This is a genomic window from Vibrio sp. V23_P3S9T160 (assembly GCF_963886625.1).
GTDB classification, from domain to species: domain Bacteria; phylum Pseudomonadota; class Gammaproteobacteria; order Enterobacterales; family Vibrionaceae; genus Vibrio; species Vibrio anguillarum.
Genome location: NZ_CAWPDB010000106.1, coordinates 1 through 17,425, shown reverse-complemented (window position 1 = coordinate 17,425; position 17,425 = coordinate 1). Strand labels below are relative to the sequence as shown.

Here is a 17,425-nt window from a genome sequence, read left to right as displayed (position 1 = left end):
TTATACGCTACCAGCCATAAAAGCGCGTTCTAATATTTCTTTTTTCAATGCTGCTGTCATTGCAATTGATTCAAGAAATTTAACGCCTACTAACATTCCTTTACCTTGTTGACGCACACTGACGATTTGGCAAACGAGATCTTGTGGTAGAAGTGGGGAGAGTGTGGACTTTATCTCAATAAACATATCTTTTTCTAAATGGTGCAAGCCAGGAATAAATAGCGCGCAGCCAGAAATAGAAAAGTCGATCAATTTCCCTTTAAATTGATGCTCTCCTTCATGCATAACGGCAGGCAAAGAGAGTTTATAGCGCTCGTGCTCACGGATTGGTTTGGTCACAAAGTGCTTAGGAAACTTGATAAACAGTAATCCGAACGGTTTAGAGATACTACGAATAATCGAGGTTTTGAACGCGAGTATATGACCTAATTCAGTGTCGCAAATTCCACGCAAAATGATTTGGATATTAACTATTTTTCGCATCACCAAGTCTTCACGAGCTTTAACAGGCATATCGATCAGTACGTATCTTTCACGTTTACATCCGACAATTGTCGTTGAAAAGCTGTAAGAATCCTCAGGTCCGAACTCAATAGTGGCGAGGATTTTCATGCATGGCTTAAGGAGTTTGATGAGATCGTCGCTGTTAGTATTCGGAATTGGCATTGAGTGGCATCGTCGTTACGGAAATATAGCTTTACTATACCCCGTGATTTTTACGTCACCTACTAAGAAAAAGTAAAAAACTCTCAGAAGATCATGTTTCTAAGAGCTTTTCTCAATTTTAATTCTAGTGGCTACACCTTGTGTTAAGCACTGATGCGTTGACATTCACAAGTTGATGATTGGTCGATATAATCATTTAACTGATCAATTTGTTCAGTGTTAAATGTTAAGCCGAGTTTACTTCTGCGCCATAGGATATCTTCACATGAAGAAGCAAATTCATAATGTAAGAGATAATCGACTTCGCATTGATAGAGCCCAAACGCAAAATGTTTACCCAGATCAGCACTACTTTGCACATTATCGAGCATCACCGAAGCTCGGCTACCATAATTAGTGATCCAGCGGTTAATGGTCGCTTTATCAAGATCTGGAAAGCGCTGCTCAAGCTGCTGTTTGAGCTGTGCTGGGTAAAAGGCTTCTCCACCAGGCAGTGGTTTGTTTGCGGTCCAACTGTCAGACATTTGATTAAAAAATGGCTTTAATTGACCCATAGCAGATTCAGCTAACTTGCGATAAGTGGTTAACTTTCCACCAAAAATAGACAGTAGTGGCGCATTATCAGCTTGTTGATCCAATGATAGTGTATAGTCCCGAGTAATGGCTTGTGGTGAGTCAGACTCGTCATCACATAGCGGGCGTACACCGCTGAAGTCAGCCACAATATCATCCAGTGTGACCTGATGGATAAAGTGCTTATTCACCACATCCAATAAGTACTGTTTTTCTTCGACGCTAATTTTCACTTGACGAGGATCACCTCGGTATTCGACATCGGTGGTGCCTATCATTGAATAGTGATCAAGATAGGGGATCACAAAGACGATCCGCTTATCTTCGTTTTGTAAAATATACGCCTGCTCTTCATCGTGAATTTTCGGCACGATAAGATGTGATCCTTTGATAAGCCGGATACCGTAGGGAGAAGTAATTTCAATCTGCTCATCAATGAACTGTTTAACCCAAGGACCTGTTGCGTTGACAAGCGCGTGGCTGCGGCGAGTAAAACGAGTTTGTGTTTTTTCATCAAACAAAGTCACATGCCATAACTCGTCAACACGACGAGCTGATTCAACGCGGCAATAGTTTTTTACTTCGGAACCGAGTTCACGTGCTTGCATCGCATTCAGTATCACTAAACGAGCATCATCGACCCAGCAGTCTGAGTATTCGAAACCCATTTTCATCTCATTTTTAGTCACCACACCCGCGTTAAGGGCTATTTTTTTGCTGGCAGGTAGTGAGGTTCGTTTGCCTAAATGGTCATAAAGAAAAAGTCCGGCACGAATCATCCAAGCAGGTCTTAGAAAAGGGCGGTGTGGTAGACGAAATCGCATTGGTTTTGCAATGTGAGGCGCTTTGCGCAACAGTACTTCGCGTTCAGCCAATGACTCACCGACTAAACGAAATTCATAATGTTCTAGGTATCTCAACCCACCATGAATTAATTTTGAGCTCGCAGAAGAGGTAGCGCTAGCAAAGTCTTTTGCTTCATACAGGCCAACTTTCAGCCCGCGGCCAGCAGCATCTACGGCGATGCCTGCCCCATTGATACCGCCACCGACAACAATAATGTCGAGCACATTGTTTTCGGCTTCAATCGAGTTGCAAACAGAATGGTTGTTCATTGAGCGCACCTATTTCGTTTTTGTTCTGTAATGTTCGTATGAAACCATTTTTTAGTCGAAATAGTTAGTTTTTTGTTTTTTTATTTTGATCTCGATCATTATTTTCTAATGCATATGCTCACTTAACCAATAAAAAAGGCACTACGTATTCACGTAGCGCCTTTTTTATTGTGAGAGGCAATACCTTAACGAGCTAGTTTGCGATGGGCGCGTGAAAAATGGCCAGCGCAGAACGCACCGACAATAGAAAGTTCACCAGCCAGACAGAGTGATGCTGCCACTTCGGCTAACGCTTGCGAATGACCAGTACCGTGCAGACCGAGAATATCCAAACATGCTTTTTGACTCGGTAACCCTGTACCGCCACCAACGGTCCCTAACATTAAATTGGGTAAGGTTACACTGGCGTACAAACCACCATTTTTGTCCACTTCCATGCGTGTCATACCAATTGCCGATTCAGCAACGCAAGCGGCGTCTTGCCCACAGGCAATATACAAAGCAGCGAGTGCATTAGCGTAATGCGCGTTAATGCCTATCGCGCCGCTTAATGCCCCACCAACAGTCGTCATTTGGCCAAATTGCATCATAGACTGTGGCGTCGTATGCAGATGTTTATGGATGAGTTCGGCAGATAAATGCACCTCGGCAGTCACTTTTTTTCCTCTCACACTACGCAGTGTTTGGCTAGTGGCTTTTTTATCACCCGATAGGTTGCCATCAAGGAATGCGTATTCAGGCTGCACAGGAGTATTCGCCAGAATGGTTTGGAACACGGCATTGGTGGCAATAGTGACCATGTTTTGCCCTGATGCATCGCCGGTTAAAAACTCAAACACGAGGTAGACATGGTTCCCTTCAATATTGACATTAATGTCTGACAGTTTTCCGTGTGCTGTCGTGTTTTCTGCAACTTGTTTAAAGTGGTCATATTGAGTCACTATCCACGCCACAAACTGCCCAGCTTCGATTAAGTTATAAAATGCAAAGCCTGGCGTGCGAGTAACGCCTTCATTTAACAACATGGCGCTTGCACCTCCTGCCGCAGTAAGCAGTTTTGCACCACGATGATAAGAGGCAACCAAAGCGGCTTCGGTTGTAGCTAGCGGGACGAGATAATCACCTTTGGCAAACAGTCCGTTGACTCGTAATGGCCCTGCGATCCCAACTGGAACTTTGACTGTGCCAATAAAATGCTCAATATTTTTGTGGTAGCTGAGCATATCTTGCTCTGTTGAGTCATCTAAAAGCGCACTTTTGCTCGTTCGCGTGTTAAGTACTTGCCAACGGCGTTCTACATTTTTTACGGTTAAATACGGACTTGGTGTTAGTTTGAGCGTTGGAGAAGTGCGTTTGGGTTGGAGTATTTGCTCTAGCTGCTGGGCTGATATATCACCACCCAAAATAGAAACATAATCTCTTCGATGCAGGTTTAACTTAGGCATAGCGAATCATGGTAAAGAATTTGCGGGCATTGTACTAACCATGCACATAAACACAATATTTGCTTGTGTTGCAAGTTGTGTGAAGAGTTAGGCTTGGATATCCAATATTGAACCCAGCATGTCTTGATCTCGTTGGATAATATTGGTGCCAATGCGGTTGTATTGTGTAGCTTGGTTCAATTTTAGTAGGCTATCAATTTCTTCAGGTTTTTCTTCAGCTTTAGCAACAACTTTATCAAACTCAACTTTATTAAAAGCAAGCGCTTTGTCCGCCTTATCAACAGGAGAGATGTCTTTTTCCATATTGAGCTCACGAGCCGCATCCTCAGCCATTTTATTTGACTGATTGATCAGTTGATAGCCAGAATGAACACCAGATATAGACATAAGCTTACCCTCGTCGATGTCTAAAGTTTAGGCTCCGTTTACTTTTTGCACAAGAAGAAATTCGTGACTAGGAAAAGAGGCTCGAAAGCACATTCAGCTCATCATCAGTGAGTAAATTATTCGATTCATTTTCCAAAGAGTGCTTTATCTCGCCTTGTAATAAACGCAGTTGTTGAGGTGTTAAATGCTGTAATTGTGATTTTAAAGACTCAAATTGATTATGCGTCATCGACTCATGCCTCAGTAAAAAATGCGCTGCCTTCTCACCGCGGTAAGTTTGATGTCCTTTCATGGCCTTACACCTGTAAGAAAATACTTAATCTGAGATTATTCTCGACGTGGCGATTTTTTGTCCGAAAAATGTCAAGTTATAACAAGAGAAAGGTGAGAGCCGCCCGAAATTGAGTCGCTCTCATTATTACGACAATTGCTAGTTTACACGGACGGCAAACTTACTGGCGAGAGAGTGAAGCTCAGGTAGCATGCGATAAATAAGGTGCAGCTGTTGTAAGACCATTCTTACCGAGCTTTCATCTTCTTCACGCCATTCGGCTAAGCGTTTCTCTAAGCCTGCATCGTCAATGTCGCTGGTATCGCATTCATCACAATGTTCATAAAGTTGTTTGTGCAACACCTCTAGGTGTTGGTGGATCACTCGGTGAGTTTCAAGTACCAGTTGGTGCGTTGCTTCATCTTCGATGCGTGTCCGATGGGCCCCAAGAGCGGAGATATAGCTGAGCAGTGCATGGTTCAGTGTCAGAAAACGGAAACTTTCATCGATTGCCGCGCGATATTTACCGGGTTCTGCCAGCATATTACTGATCGCTGCGGTTAAATTTGCGTCTTGGTTGTGGGCATTGCGCCGTGAGATGCGATAGCTCAAGTTGTCTTTTTTACCGATACGGTACTGACCAATAATCTGTCCCAAATAGGCTTTGTTGGCATCGATCGCATCCGCCATGACTTTATGTAATCGTTTTGATTGCCAGTCAGGGAGGATCAGCACTACCGCTGCGACGGCCAATGCGCAGCCAATCAGAGTATCGGCAAGCCGAGGCAGTACCACGGCGTAACCTTCACCCAATTGATTAAAGCAAAACAGCACTAAAAGAGTAATAAAGCCCGTCGCATAGCCGTAGTTGTTTAGTCTAAAGGCGAAAAACATCACACCTGATAGTACGATAAAGACCAATTGGCTTTCTGGCGATGGGAACAAGGTTAAGAGCAGCACGCCTAAAAACAGCCCCGATAACGTGCCAATGATTCGAGCCGTCAGTTTTTGCCGAGTGGCTGAGTAGTTTGGCTGACAAACAAACAGTGTCGTGAGTAAAATCCAATAGCCTCGTTCAATACCAAAACCTTGGATGATTCCGTAACCAATAGTGAGTGCAATAGACATACGCAGCGCATGACGAAATAGCATGGAATCTTTATGCAGATTTGCCTTCACCCGTAACCACATGGCTTTAAGAGTGTGGGCTTCTGTATCATACAACATGCCCTCTTCGAGCTTGTTAGCATCAGGGTTGTTAACGTTATTGAGTTGCTTTTCTACGGTTGCTAAGTTATTGAAAAGATAACCTAATTGCGCTAGTGACACCCGCCAGTCAGGGCGTTGTTGTTCTTGTAGGTAGTTTAATGAGCTTTGCAATTCATCCAAAGCCATAATTGACTCTGAATGGTGCTGATAGCTTCGCCCTAACTGAATCGATTGGGCTATTTCACGGCAGGCTTTGGCCTGTGTTTCTAATAAATGTTTAAAGCGAAACAGCACATCTGAGCGGCCAAAGTGTTCGGCAAGCTCTTGATAGCGATAATGACTTGAATTGACACGTTCATGGATATCTTGTGCCATGAAATAGATGTTGAGAAATCGGTCACTGGCACCATCAATATGGCCTCTTTTTGAACGACTCAACAAAGTGGCTTTACATTGATTGAGTGCGGTAACCGTTGCCGCGTTTAAATTGGCTTCAGCAATTCGATATGGCTGAGGGACTAGGTTCGATACGGGATGGAAGAGATGGCTTTTGGACTCAAGATAATTGGCCAATTGCAAAAAAACATTCGCTAAGCTTTGCTGTACTGGTTGCATTGGCCAAAACATATGCCAAATCATCGACATGAAGTAATACCAAGCGGCACCCGTCAGGAGCAAAACGGGTTGAAACCACAAATTCACGCTTTGGTGTGCACCCAACATGGTGTAGATGGCGATAAGTAAGGAGCCAAAGGCGATGCTGGCATAACGTGGGCCAATTGCGCCAAGAATGATAAAACCAAACGAGGAGATGAATAACCCAATCGCAAACAGTGGCGGGGTATGGAAAAGCAGTTCGATAGAAAATGCAGCGATGGCAAAGCAGATAAATGTCAGAGTGAGGGATTTTAACCGTCCACTGAAACTGTCATCACTTTCAGCCAGTGCTGCGGCAATCACGCCAAGGATCAGTGGCGTAATCCAAGTATTGAGGTTGTAGTGCCACGCAGGAATGACCACGCCTAATAGAGTGATCAAAATGAGAATGCTGTAATTGACAGTTTTATTCGCCCAATAAAGGCGAATTTTGCTAGAGAGCGGCACGATACTTCAACATCCAAAAAGAAAACCATAGTGTAGCAGAAGCGTTGATTAACACTCTGATCAAGATAAAGAAAAACGTCTACTTGATTACAAAATCAACAACAGTAATCTTGACATTAATTTTTCAATGCCCACTGTGATTGGTATATCATATTCACATTCTTATAAAAGAGCATAAAACCATGCAGCTGAGCGCAAATAAGCCTGCACAATTTCTCATTCAAGACGAATATAACCAAGTTGAACTTGACCAACAGCGTTTGATTATCTCCTCGGCTGTCAGCGAAGAGCGGATCCCGTTCACGGTTTGGAATGGTAAAGTCCGTGTTAAGCGTGGTTTGTTTTGGGGAGCATTGCAGTTTTTTGCGCATGAAGATGAAGGCGTTCAGCAATCATGGTTGGTGCAAGGTTTGCCTTGGCCCGAGTGCCGACAGTTTGCCCATACGGCGGTAGCGGCTTATCAACAATGGCACAATCGTCAATGTGTGCAGTTGAGTCAGTATCTGCCTCGCTGGGAGCAAGAGCTCAATCGCTTGAAGCGTTTACCCTCTTTTTTGCCGCACTCCTTATTAGATGTTTGGGCTTTGCAAGTGGAAGCTGATTTTTCGACGATGGACATGAAATTAGCCGAAGCACGTCAACGGCTACCTGATGCTATTGCTCAGCTCTCGCCTTGGCTTACGGATCGCTCGGCGTCCCTTGCCCAACGAAATCAACACTGGCTTGAGTTGGAACGTCAAAACTGGGAAGTCTTATTCTCTCAAGTCGAAAGTTCTCCCCTTAATCTATCGCAGCAACACGCAGTGCTACTCAATGATGATCACAACCTCATCCTAGCGGGTGCAGGTTCGGGCAAAACCAGCGTTTTGACGGCGCGTGTTGCGTATCTACTCCAAAGTCACCTTGCACAGGCCCACGAAATTCTACTGGTGGCTTTTGGTCGCTATGCGTCGAAAGAGATGGAACAGCGATTAGATAGCAAAATCGGCATGGCGGCGGAACACGTTCGCGTTAATACCTTCCATCAGTTAGGGCTGAAAATTTTAAACGAGGTCGAAGGGCGAGAAGCGATCATTTCGCCAGTGGCTCTAGACAGTAACTTAAAGTTGGCATGGTGTATTGATTGGTTGAAGAAACATTGGATGACGCCGACCAATTTTAAGCGTTGGCAGAAGCATTTATCTAAATGGCCAATTGCTTATTTAGCTGGTGATGATGAACTGGGCAGCCATGTTGAAAACCCCAAGCTGATTGCATGGTTGGAAAAGCAGCTTGAGCAACTGGCTATGCTTGGTCTTGGGAAAAAGGAGCTGCAACAACGTTTGATTGACCATCCAGACTATTCAAGGCTGAACAGTGAGCTCTCTTTGTGCTGGCCATGTTACCAAGCTTGGTTACAAATGCTCAAAGAGCAAAATCAAATCGATTTTAATATGATGATCAGCCGCGCAACGGAATACGTTGAAAAGGGCAAATTTAAATCGAATTGGAAATTCATCATGATCGATGAATACCAAGATATTTCACCACAGCGATTGGCGTTGATCCAATCTTTGTGTGAGCAGCAGCCAGGAGCGTGTAACTTATTTGCAGTGGGTGATGATTGGCAGTCAATCTATCAATTTGCTGGTTCTGACGTTGATCTTACGACTGGGTTTAGTGAACGCTTCCCACACTCGACGGTTCATTATCTGGATACGACTTATCGTTTTAATGATCAGTTGGGTGCGGTGGCTAACCAGTTTATTCAAGCCAATCCGAATCAGTTACCAAAAACACTTAACAGCTTCAAGCAGCAAAAACAAAAATCAGTTTTTATTGCACCAAGCAACAACATTGAAAAGATCTTGGATCAACTCAATCGTCAAGCGAATAGTACACAATCTGTGCTACTGCTTGGACGAAACCATTATCATAAACCAGAGCGGCTTAACGACTGGAAAAAGCATTACCGCTCACTCAATATAGAATTTATGACTTGTCACGCCAGTAAAGGTAAAGAAGCCGATTTTGTGATTGTGCTCGGTGTTGATGAGGGGCAGTTTCCGGCTCGAGTGAAAGCGCTGCATATCGATAGTGCATTGAGCCAATCGAATGATGATTTCCCCTACGCCGAAGAGCGCCGTTTATTCTACGTTGCAATGACCCGCGCTAAAGAGAAAGTGTGGATCACGCACTCGGGCAGTGGCTCGGTTTTTGTTCGCGAATTGCTATCAGGGGATTACCCAGTGGTGAAGCAGAAATAACGCATCCTTTGAAAGGGGATGCGTTCACGCAGGCGATCAAGTTGTCTGATGTGGTGATTTGGATTTTGACTGTGTCTCTGTGCGTATGTAAAGGTTATAGGTTACATGCGTTCAGCTAGATAAGCTTGGTAATCAGGGATCTCGATATCGACCTCTTGCTCTATCAACTGTGAAGAGAACAAAAATTTAGCACTGGCGCGGTTTGTGGCAACTGGAATGTTCCAAACGCTGGCAATTCGTAGCAGAGCTTTTACATCGGGATCATGCGGTACGGCATTGAGTGGGTCCCAGAAGAAGATCAACACATCAATTTTGCCTTCAGAAATCAACGCACCAATTTGTTGGTCGCCACCCATCGGACCGCTGATCATGCTTTTTATAGCAAGGCCAGTCTCTTTGCTGAGCATGTTGCCAGTGGTTCCTGTCGCGTATAAAAAATGGCGCTGTAGTTTTTCTTTATTTTCTTTTACCCAGCGAAGTAGTTCTGGTTTGCAGTTGTCGTGAGCGACGAGAGCGACATGCTTATGCGCAGGCATAGTCCGAGTCGTTGTTTGCATTGAAGAGTTCCTATGATTCAAATCAGTATGTTAAATAGCGAAATCGCCACTTTTATTCAATCTCTTTTACGCTAAAAGTCGGCCTATATTCAGATGGAGATAACGAATCTGCAATTATCTGCGGGTTGAGTGACATAGGCGTTAAGGATTCGATAATCGGTGCGGCTTTTTTTTCATAAGGTTGCTGATTGAAAAAAGCCGCAGCTTGTTGAATGGAAAGCCTGCCTTGCTCGACCATTTTATCCGTTGGCGCAAATTCGACTCGGCCACGCAGTAGCCCGCGGTAGACGCCATGACTTAAATAGGTTGCCACCAAACCGATGTGGTTTGTCATCCCTGAGGTTCTCAATTCGCTGATCGCCGCTTCAATCGCGACGGCGCTGCCCACAATATAGCGAAGGTCAGCTCGCTCCAGCGCTTGTTGTACTAAATTACGCTGCAGTTCTTTATCGTTATCTGCCCATAAGTTTTCGACTACGTCTATATCACTACCTTGTATTGCGCGATAAAAACCTTGGCTAACAGGTTTTGTTCCTCCACTTGTTTTTGGACCAAGTAGTAAAGCGATCTTAGTTTTACCACTGCCTTGTGGGTGCTTATCAGCAAGATATTTTCCCGCGTAGTATCCCATCCAATACCAATCGACACCCACTTGACCTTGTAGCCGCGCAGCCTGCTGCTGATTGAGAATGAGCTGATTAACCGTTGCAAACACAGGCGTAGAAGCGACGTATGTGCTTAAGTCCGTTGTGTAAAGATCAGGCGCAACAGTACCGAGAATGATCGCATCAGCGCCCCAACGAACGCACAATGAAAGCTGTTCTTTTTGTCGTTCATGATTAGGATAACCACCTGATTCTAACACGCGTAAATTCAATTTCTGTTTTCTCGCCTCGTCAACCATTCCATAGTTGACTGATAACCAATAGGAATCTTTGAGGTGAGGGTATAAAGCGCAGACTTTCTTATGGGGTTCGGCGAATGTTGTGCTGCTAACCAAGCTTAAAATCAGCAGTAAAAGCGTTGGGGAAATAAGGTTTAAGATCAATTGCATTCGCTATTCGTTGGCATAACGTGAGTAAACACTGCAAAATATAGCCCATTCCGGGTTGCTTAAGAAGTAATGTTTGAGGTTGGGTGCCATGTTGTTAGCCAAAGCCAGTATTGGCCGAAAATTAATGTTGTCCTTTTCGGCAATGGCCCTGCTCGTGTTGTTATCGGCGTTGATAGGTGTGTTTGGTTTTTCGCTGGTGGCTAAAACCGAACGTAATGTGGTTAATTCTGCCATTCCTTCGATGCTGGAAGCGCGTCAAGTGTCGGAGTTAAGCACACGAATCATTACGTCTGTGCAAATGTTAACCAACTCAAAAACAGAGCAAGAGCGCCAGCAGTATGGCAAAGCGCTTTTCGATCAGCTTCAATCTTTGCTTAATCACATCAAGCAGTTGGGTGCCGATTCCTTTGATTCAGAACTGCTGACGCGCCTAGAAAATGATGTTCAAAGCGTTATCGATACACTGGCTCAGCTTGGTATTACGGTTGAGCGTAAGTTGTATCTGGCACATGACTTAAGTGTTCGAGTGGAAGAGATGCGGCAACTGGCACTGCAATTGGAAGAGCTGACGCGCACTCAAGTGCTCAATACCAGTACCATCGCAGTGGCGAATGTGACGCACATTTATGACTTGCTACAAGCCGATAAAACGTCACAAGCGTACCAAGCGTTAGACGCTTTAGTGGAAGTGGACCTCGATCTTTCAGAGCGCTTGCATGAGCTTCATTTAATGGCGTTCAAAATGCTCAGCCACATCGAAGAGACACGCACGGTTACCGATGTTGAGCGAATCCAACAAATCCAAACCGAGTTTTTGCATAACCTCACCATCATGCAGCGCAGAGTACGCGCGGTAGAGGACCCGACGCGTTCGAAGCAAATGACAGAGCTGCTTAATGAGTTAGAAAAGCGCAAAGTGGTTTTTAGTGTTTTGCAGCAACGTTATGATAACGAGCAGGTCGCGAAATCGCTCACACAAAACACCTTAGTACAGTTTTCAGATCTTAATACTACCGTCAGCCGCTTAGTAGATGACTCCAATCGTACAACGACTCACGCTGTTGCGCAGCTCTCTACAACCTTGAACATGGCACAGTATACATTGACCTTATTAACCTTGGTTGGCCTTCTCATTGCAGCTTTCATTATGTGGAAGGTCGTCTATCTGTCGGTGGTAAAACGTTTAGCCGAATATTCATCGGCACTGTTATCCATCGCAAAAGGGCAACTGCAGGTGGAAGTGGCAGTCCAAGGAGAGGATGAACTGGCGCAAATGGGGCAGGCGATCATCACGGCCCGCAATACCGCGCAGTCTCTTAAAGTGGTGGCGGAAAGTGAAGCGCAGGCGAGAGAGGCGTTACAAGAACATAAAGAGCACTTAGAGGAAGTGGTTACCGAGCGAACAGAACAATTGCAACACACCAATGAGAAACTCAATATGGAAGTGTTGAATCATGCCAAAGCTCGCAACTTAGCCGAGCAAGCCAACCGCGCTAAATCGGCATTTTTGGCCACCATGAGCCATGAAATCCGCACACCAATGAATGGCGTATTAGGCACGGCTCGTTTATTACAAGAGATGCCATTAACCGTTCAACAGCGTCAGTATGTGGACGTGATTAACCGCAGCGGCCACACCTTGTTGTCCATTTTGAATGATGTGCTGGATTATTCAAAAATTGAGGCCGGACACTTAGAAATTCGCAATGCCAACTTTAATTTGCATCAAATGGTGGACGATGTTTACCAACTGATGAAAGGACGTGCTGAAGAAAAGTCGCTTGAATTTACCAAGCAGATTGAACTGGATGTTGCTCCTTTTTGGGTGGGTGATATGACTCGCTTAGGTCAAGTACTGACGAACCTTGTGGGTAATGCCATCAAATTTACCGCTCAAGGTTATGTGGATATTTATGTCAGTCTTGATGCTGAAATGCCTAATCAAGTGACATTTGAAGTGTCGGATTCCGGTGTTGGAGTCAGTGAACAGGATCAAATCAGGCTGTTTGATGCGTTTACTCAAGCTTCCAGTGAGCAAAGTTACAAAGGCGGTACTGGGCTTGGTTTGGCCATCAGCAAACGGCTTGTTGAAGCCATGGGTGGCGAGCTTAAGCTTGAATCAGATTTAGGCAAAGGAAGCCGTTTTGAGTTTACTGTTCCTTTACAGCGAGGAGTGGCAGTGAATGAAGTGGTTAAAAGGCCGATAGCCGCGACGCGAGAGGCCAACACCTTGCTGGTGGAGGATAACCCTGTCAACTGCATGGTTGCTGAAGGGTTTTTGACCAGTCTCGGCCATAATGTGCTCACCGCGAAAACAGGCGCTGAAGCTCGGGTTCTGTTTAGTGAACACAGGTTTGATATCGCACTGCTCGATATTAATCTACCTGACATTAATGGTGTTGAGCTGTTGGCGCAGCTCAAACTTATCGAACGTGAACAGTATTCGCATCTACGCCCCACACCGATGATTGCTATTTCGGCGCATGTGTTTAATGAAGAGGTGGAAAGCTATTTAGCGGCTGGTTTTGATGGCTATTTGCCCAAACCCTTAGTCAAAGAAGATCTTGCACAACTTGTCCAGCAACGTATTGAACACAATACCTTACCCGTTGAGTTGAGTGTGCCTACGCACGTAACCTCGGATAGCCAAAAATCCGCTCGTCCGATTATGGACGAGCGGATCCTACTCGCGGATATTGAAGTGCTAGGGCGTGACAAGATGAATGAAATCATTGAGCTGTTCGCCGATTGCACGCATGAATACCTACACGAGTTTCGCCAATCGAGGGAACAAGCTCAGGTCGTTAAGTCGTTAGCACACAAATTGAAAGGTTCAGCTGGCAGCTTAGGTTTGCATGCCTTGTTTGATCTGTGTTTAGTCATTGAGAAAAGTGCTGACTCTGCGCAAACGTATCAAGAGCTACAAGCGAAATTAGAAGCCTTAGCCGCTCAATCCATTCATTCGCTGAGGTTACTGTTTGTATAAATAATTGGCTGTTGGCATCTATATAAAAACAACCATACAAGGTGGTTTAGGGATGATAATAAAAAAGCCTGCGGAAAATGCAGGCTCAAACACTATGAGAATCGATAAAATTACGTTCGGAAACCATAAGGCGTATAACTGTACTGTTGAGGTATTGTATTACCTCTTTTCACTTTCAAAGGTGAATTCGAATTGTTACATAGATAATCAGAAATTAATTCTCGATCTAATGTTTTAAATCGCTTGCTTACCAAACGTCCATTGACTATAGAGCTACTTACTCCTAGTTCACCTTGTTTAAGGTAGACCAAATTATCATTAGCATATTGATATTCGATAGCTGGTTCATTAGGAATGAACTGTTTGGATAAACGTCCAATTGCATCGTATTCATAGCTTGTGAGTTCGATCATTTGATTATTAGTCACTCTAACTAGCTCTCCATAGTCATTATATTCATATTTATTACCATTTTGATCTTCACACAGTGCGCCATTATGATCATAGCTATGTTGAAAATCTAGGTCACTGTACTCATGATTGGTGTGTTGAATAGAATATAGTTGTGTCGGATAATCTGGGTTGTAATGGTATGTTGACACATTCATCTTCTGATCAAGTGTGAATGTGGTAACTTCTTCAATGTTTCCAAAACTATCAAACTTAAATCTTTGCTCAATGATTTCCTTACCCAGCTCATCTTTAGATAAAAGCTCAACACTACCACTGGCAGTATATTTAACCAAACGGCGCATAGCATCATATTCGAAATTTTCAACTAATTCCTGTTGGCCTAATGTCGTGATCTTGGTTTCAATCTTTCCATCACTTGTATAATTTTCAACTTCTAACAGAATATCATCACCTTGCACTAACTTCGATTTCATAGTACGAGGCAACCCGGTGTAATCAAAGGTCATATTCATGGGTGTTGCCCCAGATACTTCTACACTCTGAGGACGAGAAAAAGTATCAAAATCCGAATATTCTGTATAATTTATGCCATCATTGATAGACTTTATTCGCATAAAATCATCGTATTCTATGATTTCACAGTTATCTCCAGGCATGATGCTTATCGTCGGTTGACCCAGTAGCGTGTATTCGTAAGACCACTGATCATCATTAATGATTTCTCTTTCTAACAATCCATCAAATCTGTAATTATATTGAATGGATGATTGTGTCACTGAGTCGAATGCCAGTTGAACTAATCCTCTCAGATTTGGAGTTTGCTCTCGTGAACCAGTCCTCGTATACACGCCAAACTCAGGATCATAATCACTCGATATTATTTTACCATCTGGCTTAATTACCTGGTAATGTGTCATTTTATCTGGTTCATAAGACATTACTGTTACTTTTCCATTAATCTCCTGCTCCCGTAGACGAGAAAAGGCATCATAAGTATTACGCCCCAGTTGTTTATTATTAACTATGATAGACTCGACACACTCACCACCTATATCATGCGCTGCGTATGATATGTCTTTAATTATATCGCACTCTTTTTGTTCTGCATCAATAAAGGTAGTTTTAAGTGAAGTAGGCCTATTCATTTTGTCATAAAAATAAGCAGTCTCTATACCAAAATTATTCTCTTTATGAATGATTTTGTCGAATCCATCAAATGATATTTCCTCACTGATGATCAGAGTATTATCCTTATCATAAACCTTATTAAATAGTTTTCTTTGTACAAATTCTGATTCTGTGACCGTGTAGTTTTGACCTTCAATACCAGAAATGGTCTTATTATTAATAACTTCAAAAATACTAAATTCTACAACACCATCAGGGTGATATGTATGTTGAACATTCATCCAACCATCGTAGTCATAGGTTGTCGTTAATTGCCAAGACCTATTAGCAGAGGTATTCCCTGTAGTAGTGTCATATACTGTAGTTGAGATTTTTTGTCCTAGTAAATTATAATTATTACTCTCAATAGTGTAGTCAGTGACAACATTTGGAATTGTTAAACTAATTGATTTTACGTTACCTAAAGCATCATAAACTGTACGTTTAATATTATTAAACTGATCGCTACAATCTACCCATCCCTCTTCATCAAAATATTGGAATGCTCTTACTGCTTGATTGATAGACCCCGGACTGCAGATTTCGGTTTTCAATCTGCCATCGGGGTAATATTCAAATCGAGATTCAGCACCATTGGCACTAATAAATACTTTTTGTCCAGTGAGTTTATCAAGTTCTAATCGTGTAGACAGATGCTCACCGGGTACACCATCAGAAAATGTCGAACTTTCAACTACCAAACCGATATTCTCTTCAATATAACTAAATTGTTGCCTCGAACATTGCTGAGCACCTAAATATACTTCTCGCGTAAGCAATCGACCAGCATCGGCCCCTGATTGATGATAAGCAAACTTTATTGAGGTATCAGTATATGGATTAGCATCTGATTCCAATAAAATACAACCTGCAATCATGCTATATTTTCTATATGACACCACTCGACTTAAGGATGTATCTTCAGCTAAATCTGTTATAGTTTGGCTCTTTAAAAAAAAGATGAAGTCACTGTATTTAGGGCATCCATCAACAGCAGAATTGCGCGTATCATAATACTGATAATCAATTGAAATCCTTTTAGTTAGGTCGCGCTCTGATAGTATATTACCGAATGTATCAAAATCATACTGATATTCTTCAATTCTAAAAAGACCATTAGAGTCGACGTATTTCTGCTTTACTGATTTAGTTAGTTTAAATCGAGAATCTTGGCCGGAAATATCTTTTTCATCATTAACAAAATAAAGGAAAGAGTCTATTTCCGTACAACCCTTGAAAGACCTCCTTTGCTCTCTAATATTATGAAACTTGTCATAAATAGACTCAACAACTCTTGGTTGAGACTCATGATCAAACTCAGTAACAATTACCTTATAAAAATACGGTTTCACGATAGAATAAGTGGGATCGCTACCTTGGACTGGAGAAACAGTAACGCCAAACCCATAAGCGTTATAGCCATTTTTATACGGATATTCATCTTTACCATCCGCTACGGGTTTAAAATCATACCTTGTCATTTTGATTATAGAACCACCAGTTTCAATAGCATGCTCCTTAACAACCGCATAATGTTTGCCATTATAACCAACTAATGATTCATCATTATTCTCACCATAAGCGATGTTCTGCACTGATCGATTAGGCAGATTGATTCTATCAATTAAGTAATATCCGACATTTGTAGATAATCTGATGGCTAGATCATAACTCAAAGCTTGACTGAATTGACCTTTTATAAAATATGGTGTTGTTACTTTTATTTGGGAGAAGTCTGATTTTATCTTGGTATAAATGAAGTACCTTCCTGAAAGAAGTGAAAGTTCATATCCTAATTTGTCAGAAGCTCTTTCTAGAGATAAAAACTCACTCTCATTACTATCGGTAATCTTTGTAAGTTTATCATTATTCCAATGGATAAATAGGCTATTTCCTGATGAGTCACTCCTTTTAACTAGATAGGCAACTTTTCCATTCCCAGATTTTTTGAATTCGTCTATAGAACCATCATGGTATTTAACTTTGTAAATACGATTGGAAAAAGTTATCTTGAAGTTTTTCAAACATGCTTCAATTGGTTTCGTTAAATCATTTCCAGATAATTTAACACTCACGCCTTGGTCTGTATAAAAAATAGATTTAGAGCAATCAAAGTATGGCAGGCTAAAGATAAGTCCAAACCCTAAGCCCATATCCAAACTTTTAAAATGATCAAAACTTACTGATAAATTTAATTCCGGCCCTTTTAGATGATTGCCAACAATATTGAC

General features: G+C 42.6%; 11 protein-coding genes. 2 read left to right on the top strand and 9 right to left on the bottom strand.

Annotated elements, in window-relative coordinates; translation table 11 throughout:
• From AACU59_RS06035 to yccS, 6 genes are all read right to left on the bottom strand, one after another.
• A complete protein-coding gene (locus tag AACU59_RS06035) occupies positions 1 to 666 on the bottom strand; it encodes a PilZ domain-containing protein (RefSeq protein WP_176428329.1) in 666 nt (221 codons plus the stop codon).
• 143 nt (positions 667 to 809) lie between these two features.
• Positions 810 to 2,354 carry a glycerol-3-phosphate dehydrogenase gene (gene glpD, locus AACU59_RS06030; RefSeq protein WP_094144798.1) on the bottom strand — a complete coding sequence of 515 codons (1,545 nt, stop codon included), beginning with the start codon at positions 2,352 to 2,354 and terminating at the stop codon, positions 810 to 812.
• Positions 2,355 to 2,539: 185 nt separating this feature from the next.
• Entirely contained in the window at positions 2,540 to 3,799 is a 1,260-nt protein-coding gene (locus tag AACU59_RS06025) for a hydroxymethylglutaryl-CoA reductase (protein WP_094144797.1), read from the bottom strand.
• 87 nt (positions 3,800 to 3,886) lie between these two features.
• Entirely contained in the window at positions 3,887 to 4,186 is a 300-nt protein-coding gene (locus AACU59_RS06020) for a hypothetical protein (protein ID WP_013867906.1), read from the bottom strand.
• Positions 4,187 to 4,253: 67 nt separating this feature from the next.
• On the bottom strand, positions 4,254 to 4,478 hold the full coding sequence (locus AACU59_RS06015; protein ID WP_013867905.1) for a hypothetical protein: 225 nt from the start codon (positions 4,476 to 4,478) through the stop codon (positions 4,254 to 4,256).
• 138 nt (positions 4,479 to 4,616) lie between these two features.
• The gene (yccS, locus tag AACU59_RS06010; protein WP_094131650.1) at positions 4,617 to 6,770 is read right to left on the bottom strand and encodes a YccS family putative transporter; all 2,154 of its coding nucleotides are present in this window, start codon (positions 6,768 to 6,770) and stop codon (positions 4,617 to 4,619) included.
• Between the two features lie 182 nt (positions 6,771 to 6,952).
• On the opposite strand from yccS, the gene helD reads away from it, so the two are divergent.
• Entirely contained in the window at positions 6,953 to 9,016 is a 2,064-nt protein-coding gene (gene helD / locus AACU59_RS06005; RefSeq protein ID WP_161437729.1) for a DNA helicase IV, read from the top strand.
• Positions 9,017 to 9,117: 101 nt separating this feature from the next.
• Here the strand turns inward: helD and AACU59_RS06000 are convergent, their stop codons facing one another.
• Positions 9,118 to 9,573 (bottom strand): methylglyoxal synthase, encoded by a 456-nt coding sequence (locus AACU59_RS06000; RefSeq protein WP_026027464.1) that lies wholly within the window; start codon positions 9,571 to 9,573, stop codon positions 9,118 to 9,120.
• A gap of 52 nt (positions 9,574 to 9,625) precedes the next feature.
• Positions 9,626 to 10,627 carry a TMAO reductase system periplasmic protein TorT gene (torT, locus tag AACU59_RS05995; protein WP_094144795.1) on the bottom strand — a complete coding sequence of 334 codons (1,002 nt, stop codon included), beginning with the start codon at positions 10,625 to 10,627 and terminating at the stop codon, positions 9,626 to 9,628.
• A gap of 88 nt (positions 10,628 to 10,715) precedes the next feature.
• Between torT and torS the strand changes: the two genes are divergently transcribed.
• A complete protein-coding gene (gene torS, locus AACU59_RS05990) occupies positions 10,716 to 13,613 on the top strand; it encodes a TMAO reductase system sensor histidine kinase/response regulator TorS (RefSeq protein ID WP_237666619.1) in 2,898 nt (965 codons plus the stop codon).
• A 110-nt stretch (positions 13,614 to 13,723) separates the two neighbouring features.
• On the opposite strand, the gene AACU59_RS05985 is transcribed toward torS, so the two are convergent.
• Positions 13,724 to 17,347, bottom strand: a complete 3,624-nt coding sequence (locus AACU59_RS05985; RefSeq protein WP_237666618.1) for an RHS repeat domain-containing protein — start codon at positions 17,345 to 17,347, stop codon at positions 13,724 to 13,726.
• Positions 17,348 to 17,425 lie beyond the last annotated feature (78 nt).

What these genes read in the sequence shown, in the direction of transcription:
- AACU59_RS05985 (WP_237666618.1), bottom strand. Translation starts at nt 17,347, where the DNA reads ATGGGCTTAGGGTTTGGACTTATCTTTAGCCTGCCATACTTTGATTGC.
- torS (WP_237666619.1), top strand. Translation starts at nt 10,716, where the DNA reads ATGTTGTTAGCCAAAGCCAGTATTGGCCGAAAATTAATGTTGTCCTTT.
- helD (WP_161437729.1), top strand. Translation starts at nt 6,953, where the DNA reads ATGCAGCTGAGCGCAAATAAGCCTGCACAATTTCTCATTCAAGACGAA.
- AACU59_RS06000 (WP_026027464.1), bottom strand. Translation starts at nt 9,573, where the DNA reads ATGCAAACAACGACTCGGACTATGCCTGCGCATAAGCATGTCGCTCTC.
- AACU59_RS06025 (WP_094144797.1), bottom strand. Translation starts at nt 3,799, where the DNA reads ATGCCTAAGTTAAACCTGCATCGAAGAGATTATGTTTCTATTTTGGGT.
- torT (WP_094144795.1), bottom strand. Translation starts at nt 10,627, where the DNA reads ATGCAATTGATCTTAAACCTTATTTCCCCAACGCTTTTACTGCTGATT.
- glpD (WP_094144798.1), bottom strand. Translation starts at nt 2,354, where the DNA reads ATGAACAACCATTCTGTTTGCAACTCGATTGAAGCCGAAAACAATGTG.
- AACU59_RS06035 (WP_176428329.1), bottom strand. Translation starts at nt 666, where the DNA reads ATGCCAATTCCGAATACTAACAGCGACGATCTCATCAAACTCCTTAAG.
- AACU59_RS06015 (WP_013867905.1), bottom strand. Translation starts at nt 4,478, where the DNA reads ATGAAAGGACATCAAACTTACCGCGGTGAGAAGGCAGCGCATTTTTTA.
- AACU59_RS06020 (WP_013867906.1), bottom strand. Translation starts at nt 4,186, where the DNA reads ATGTCTATATCTGGTGTTCATTCTGGCTATCAACTGATCAATCAGTCA.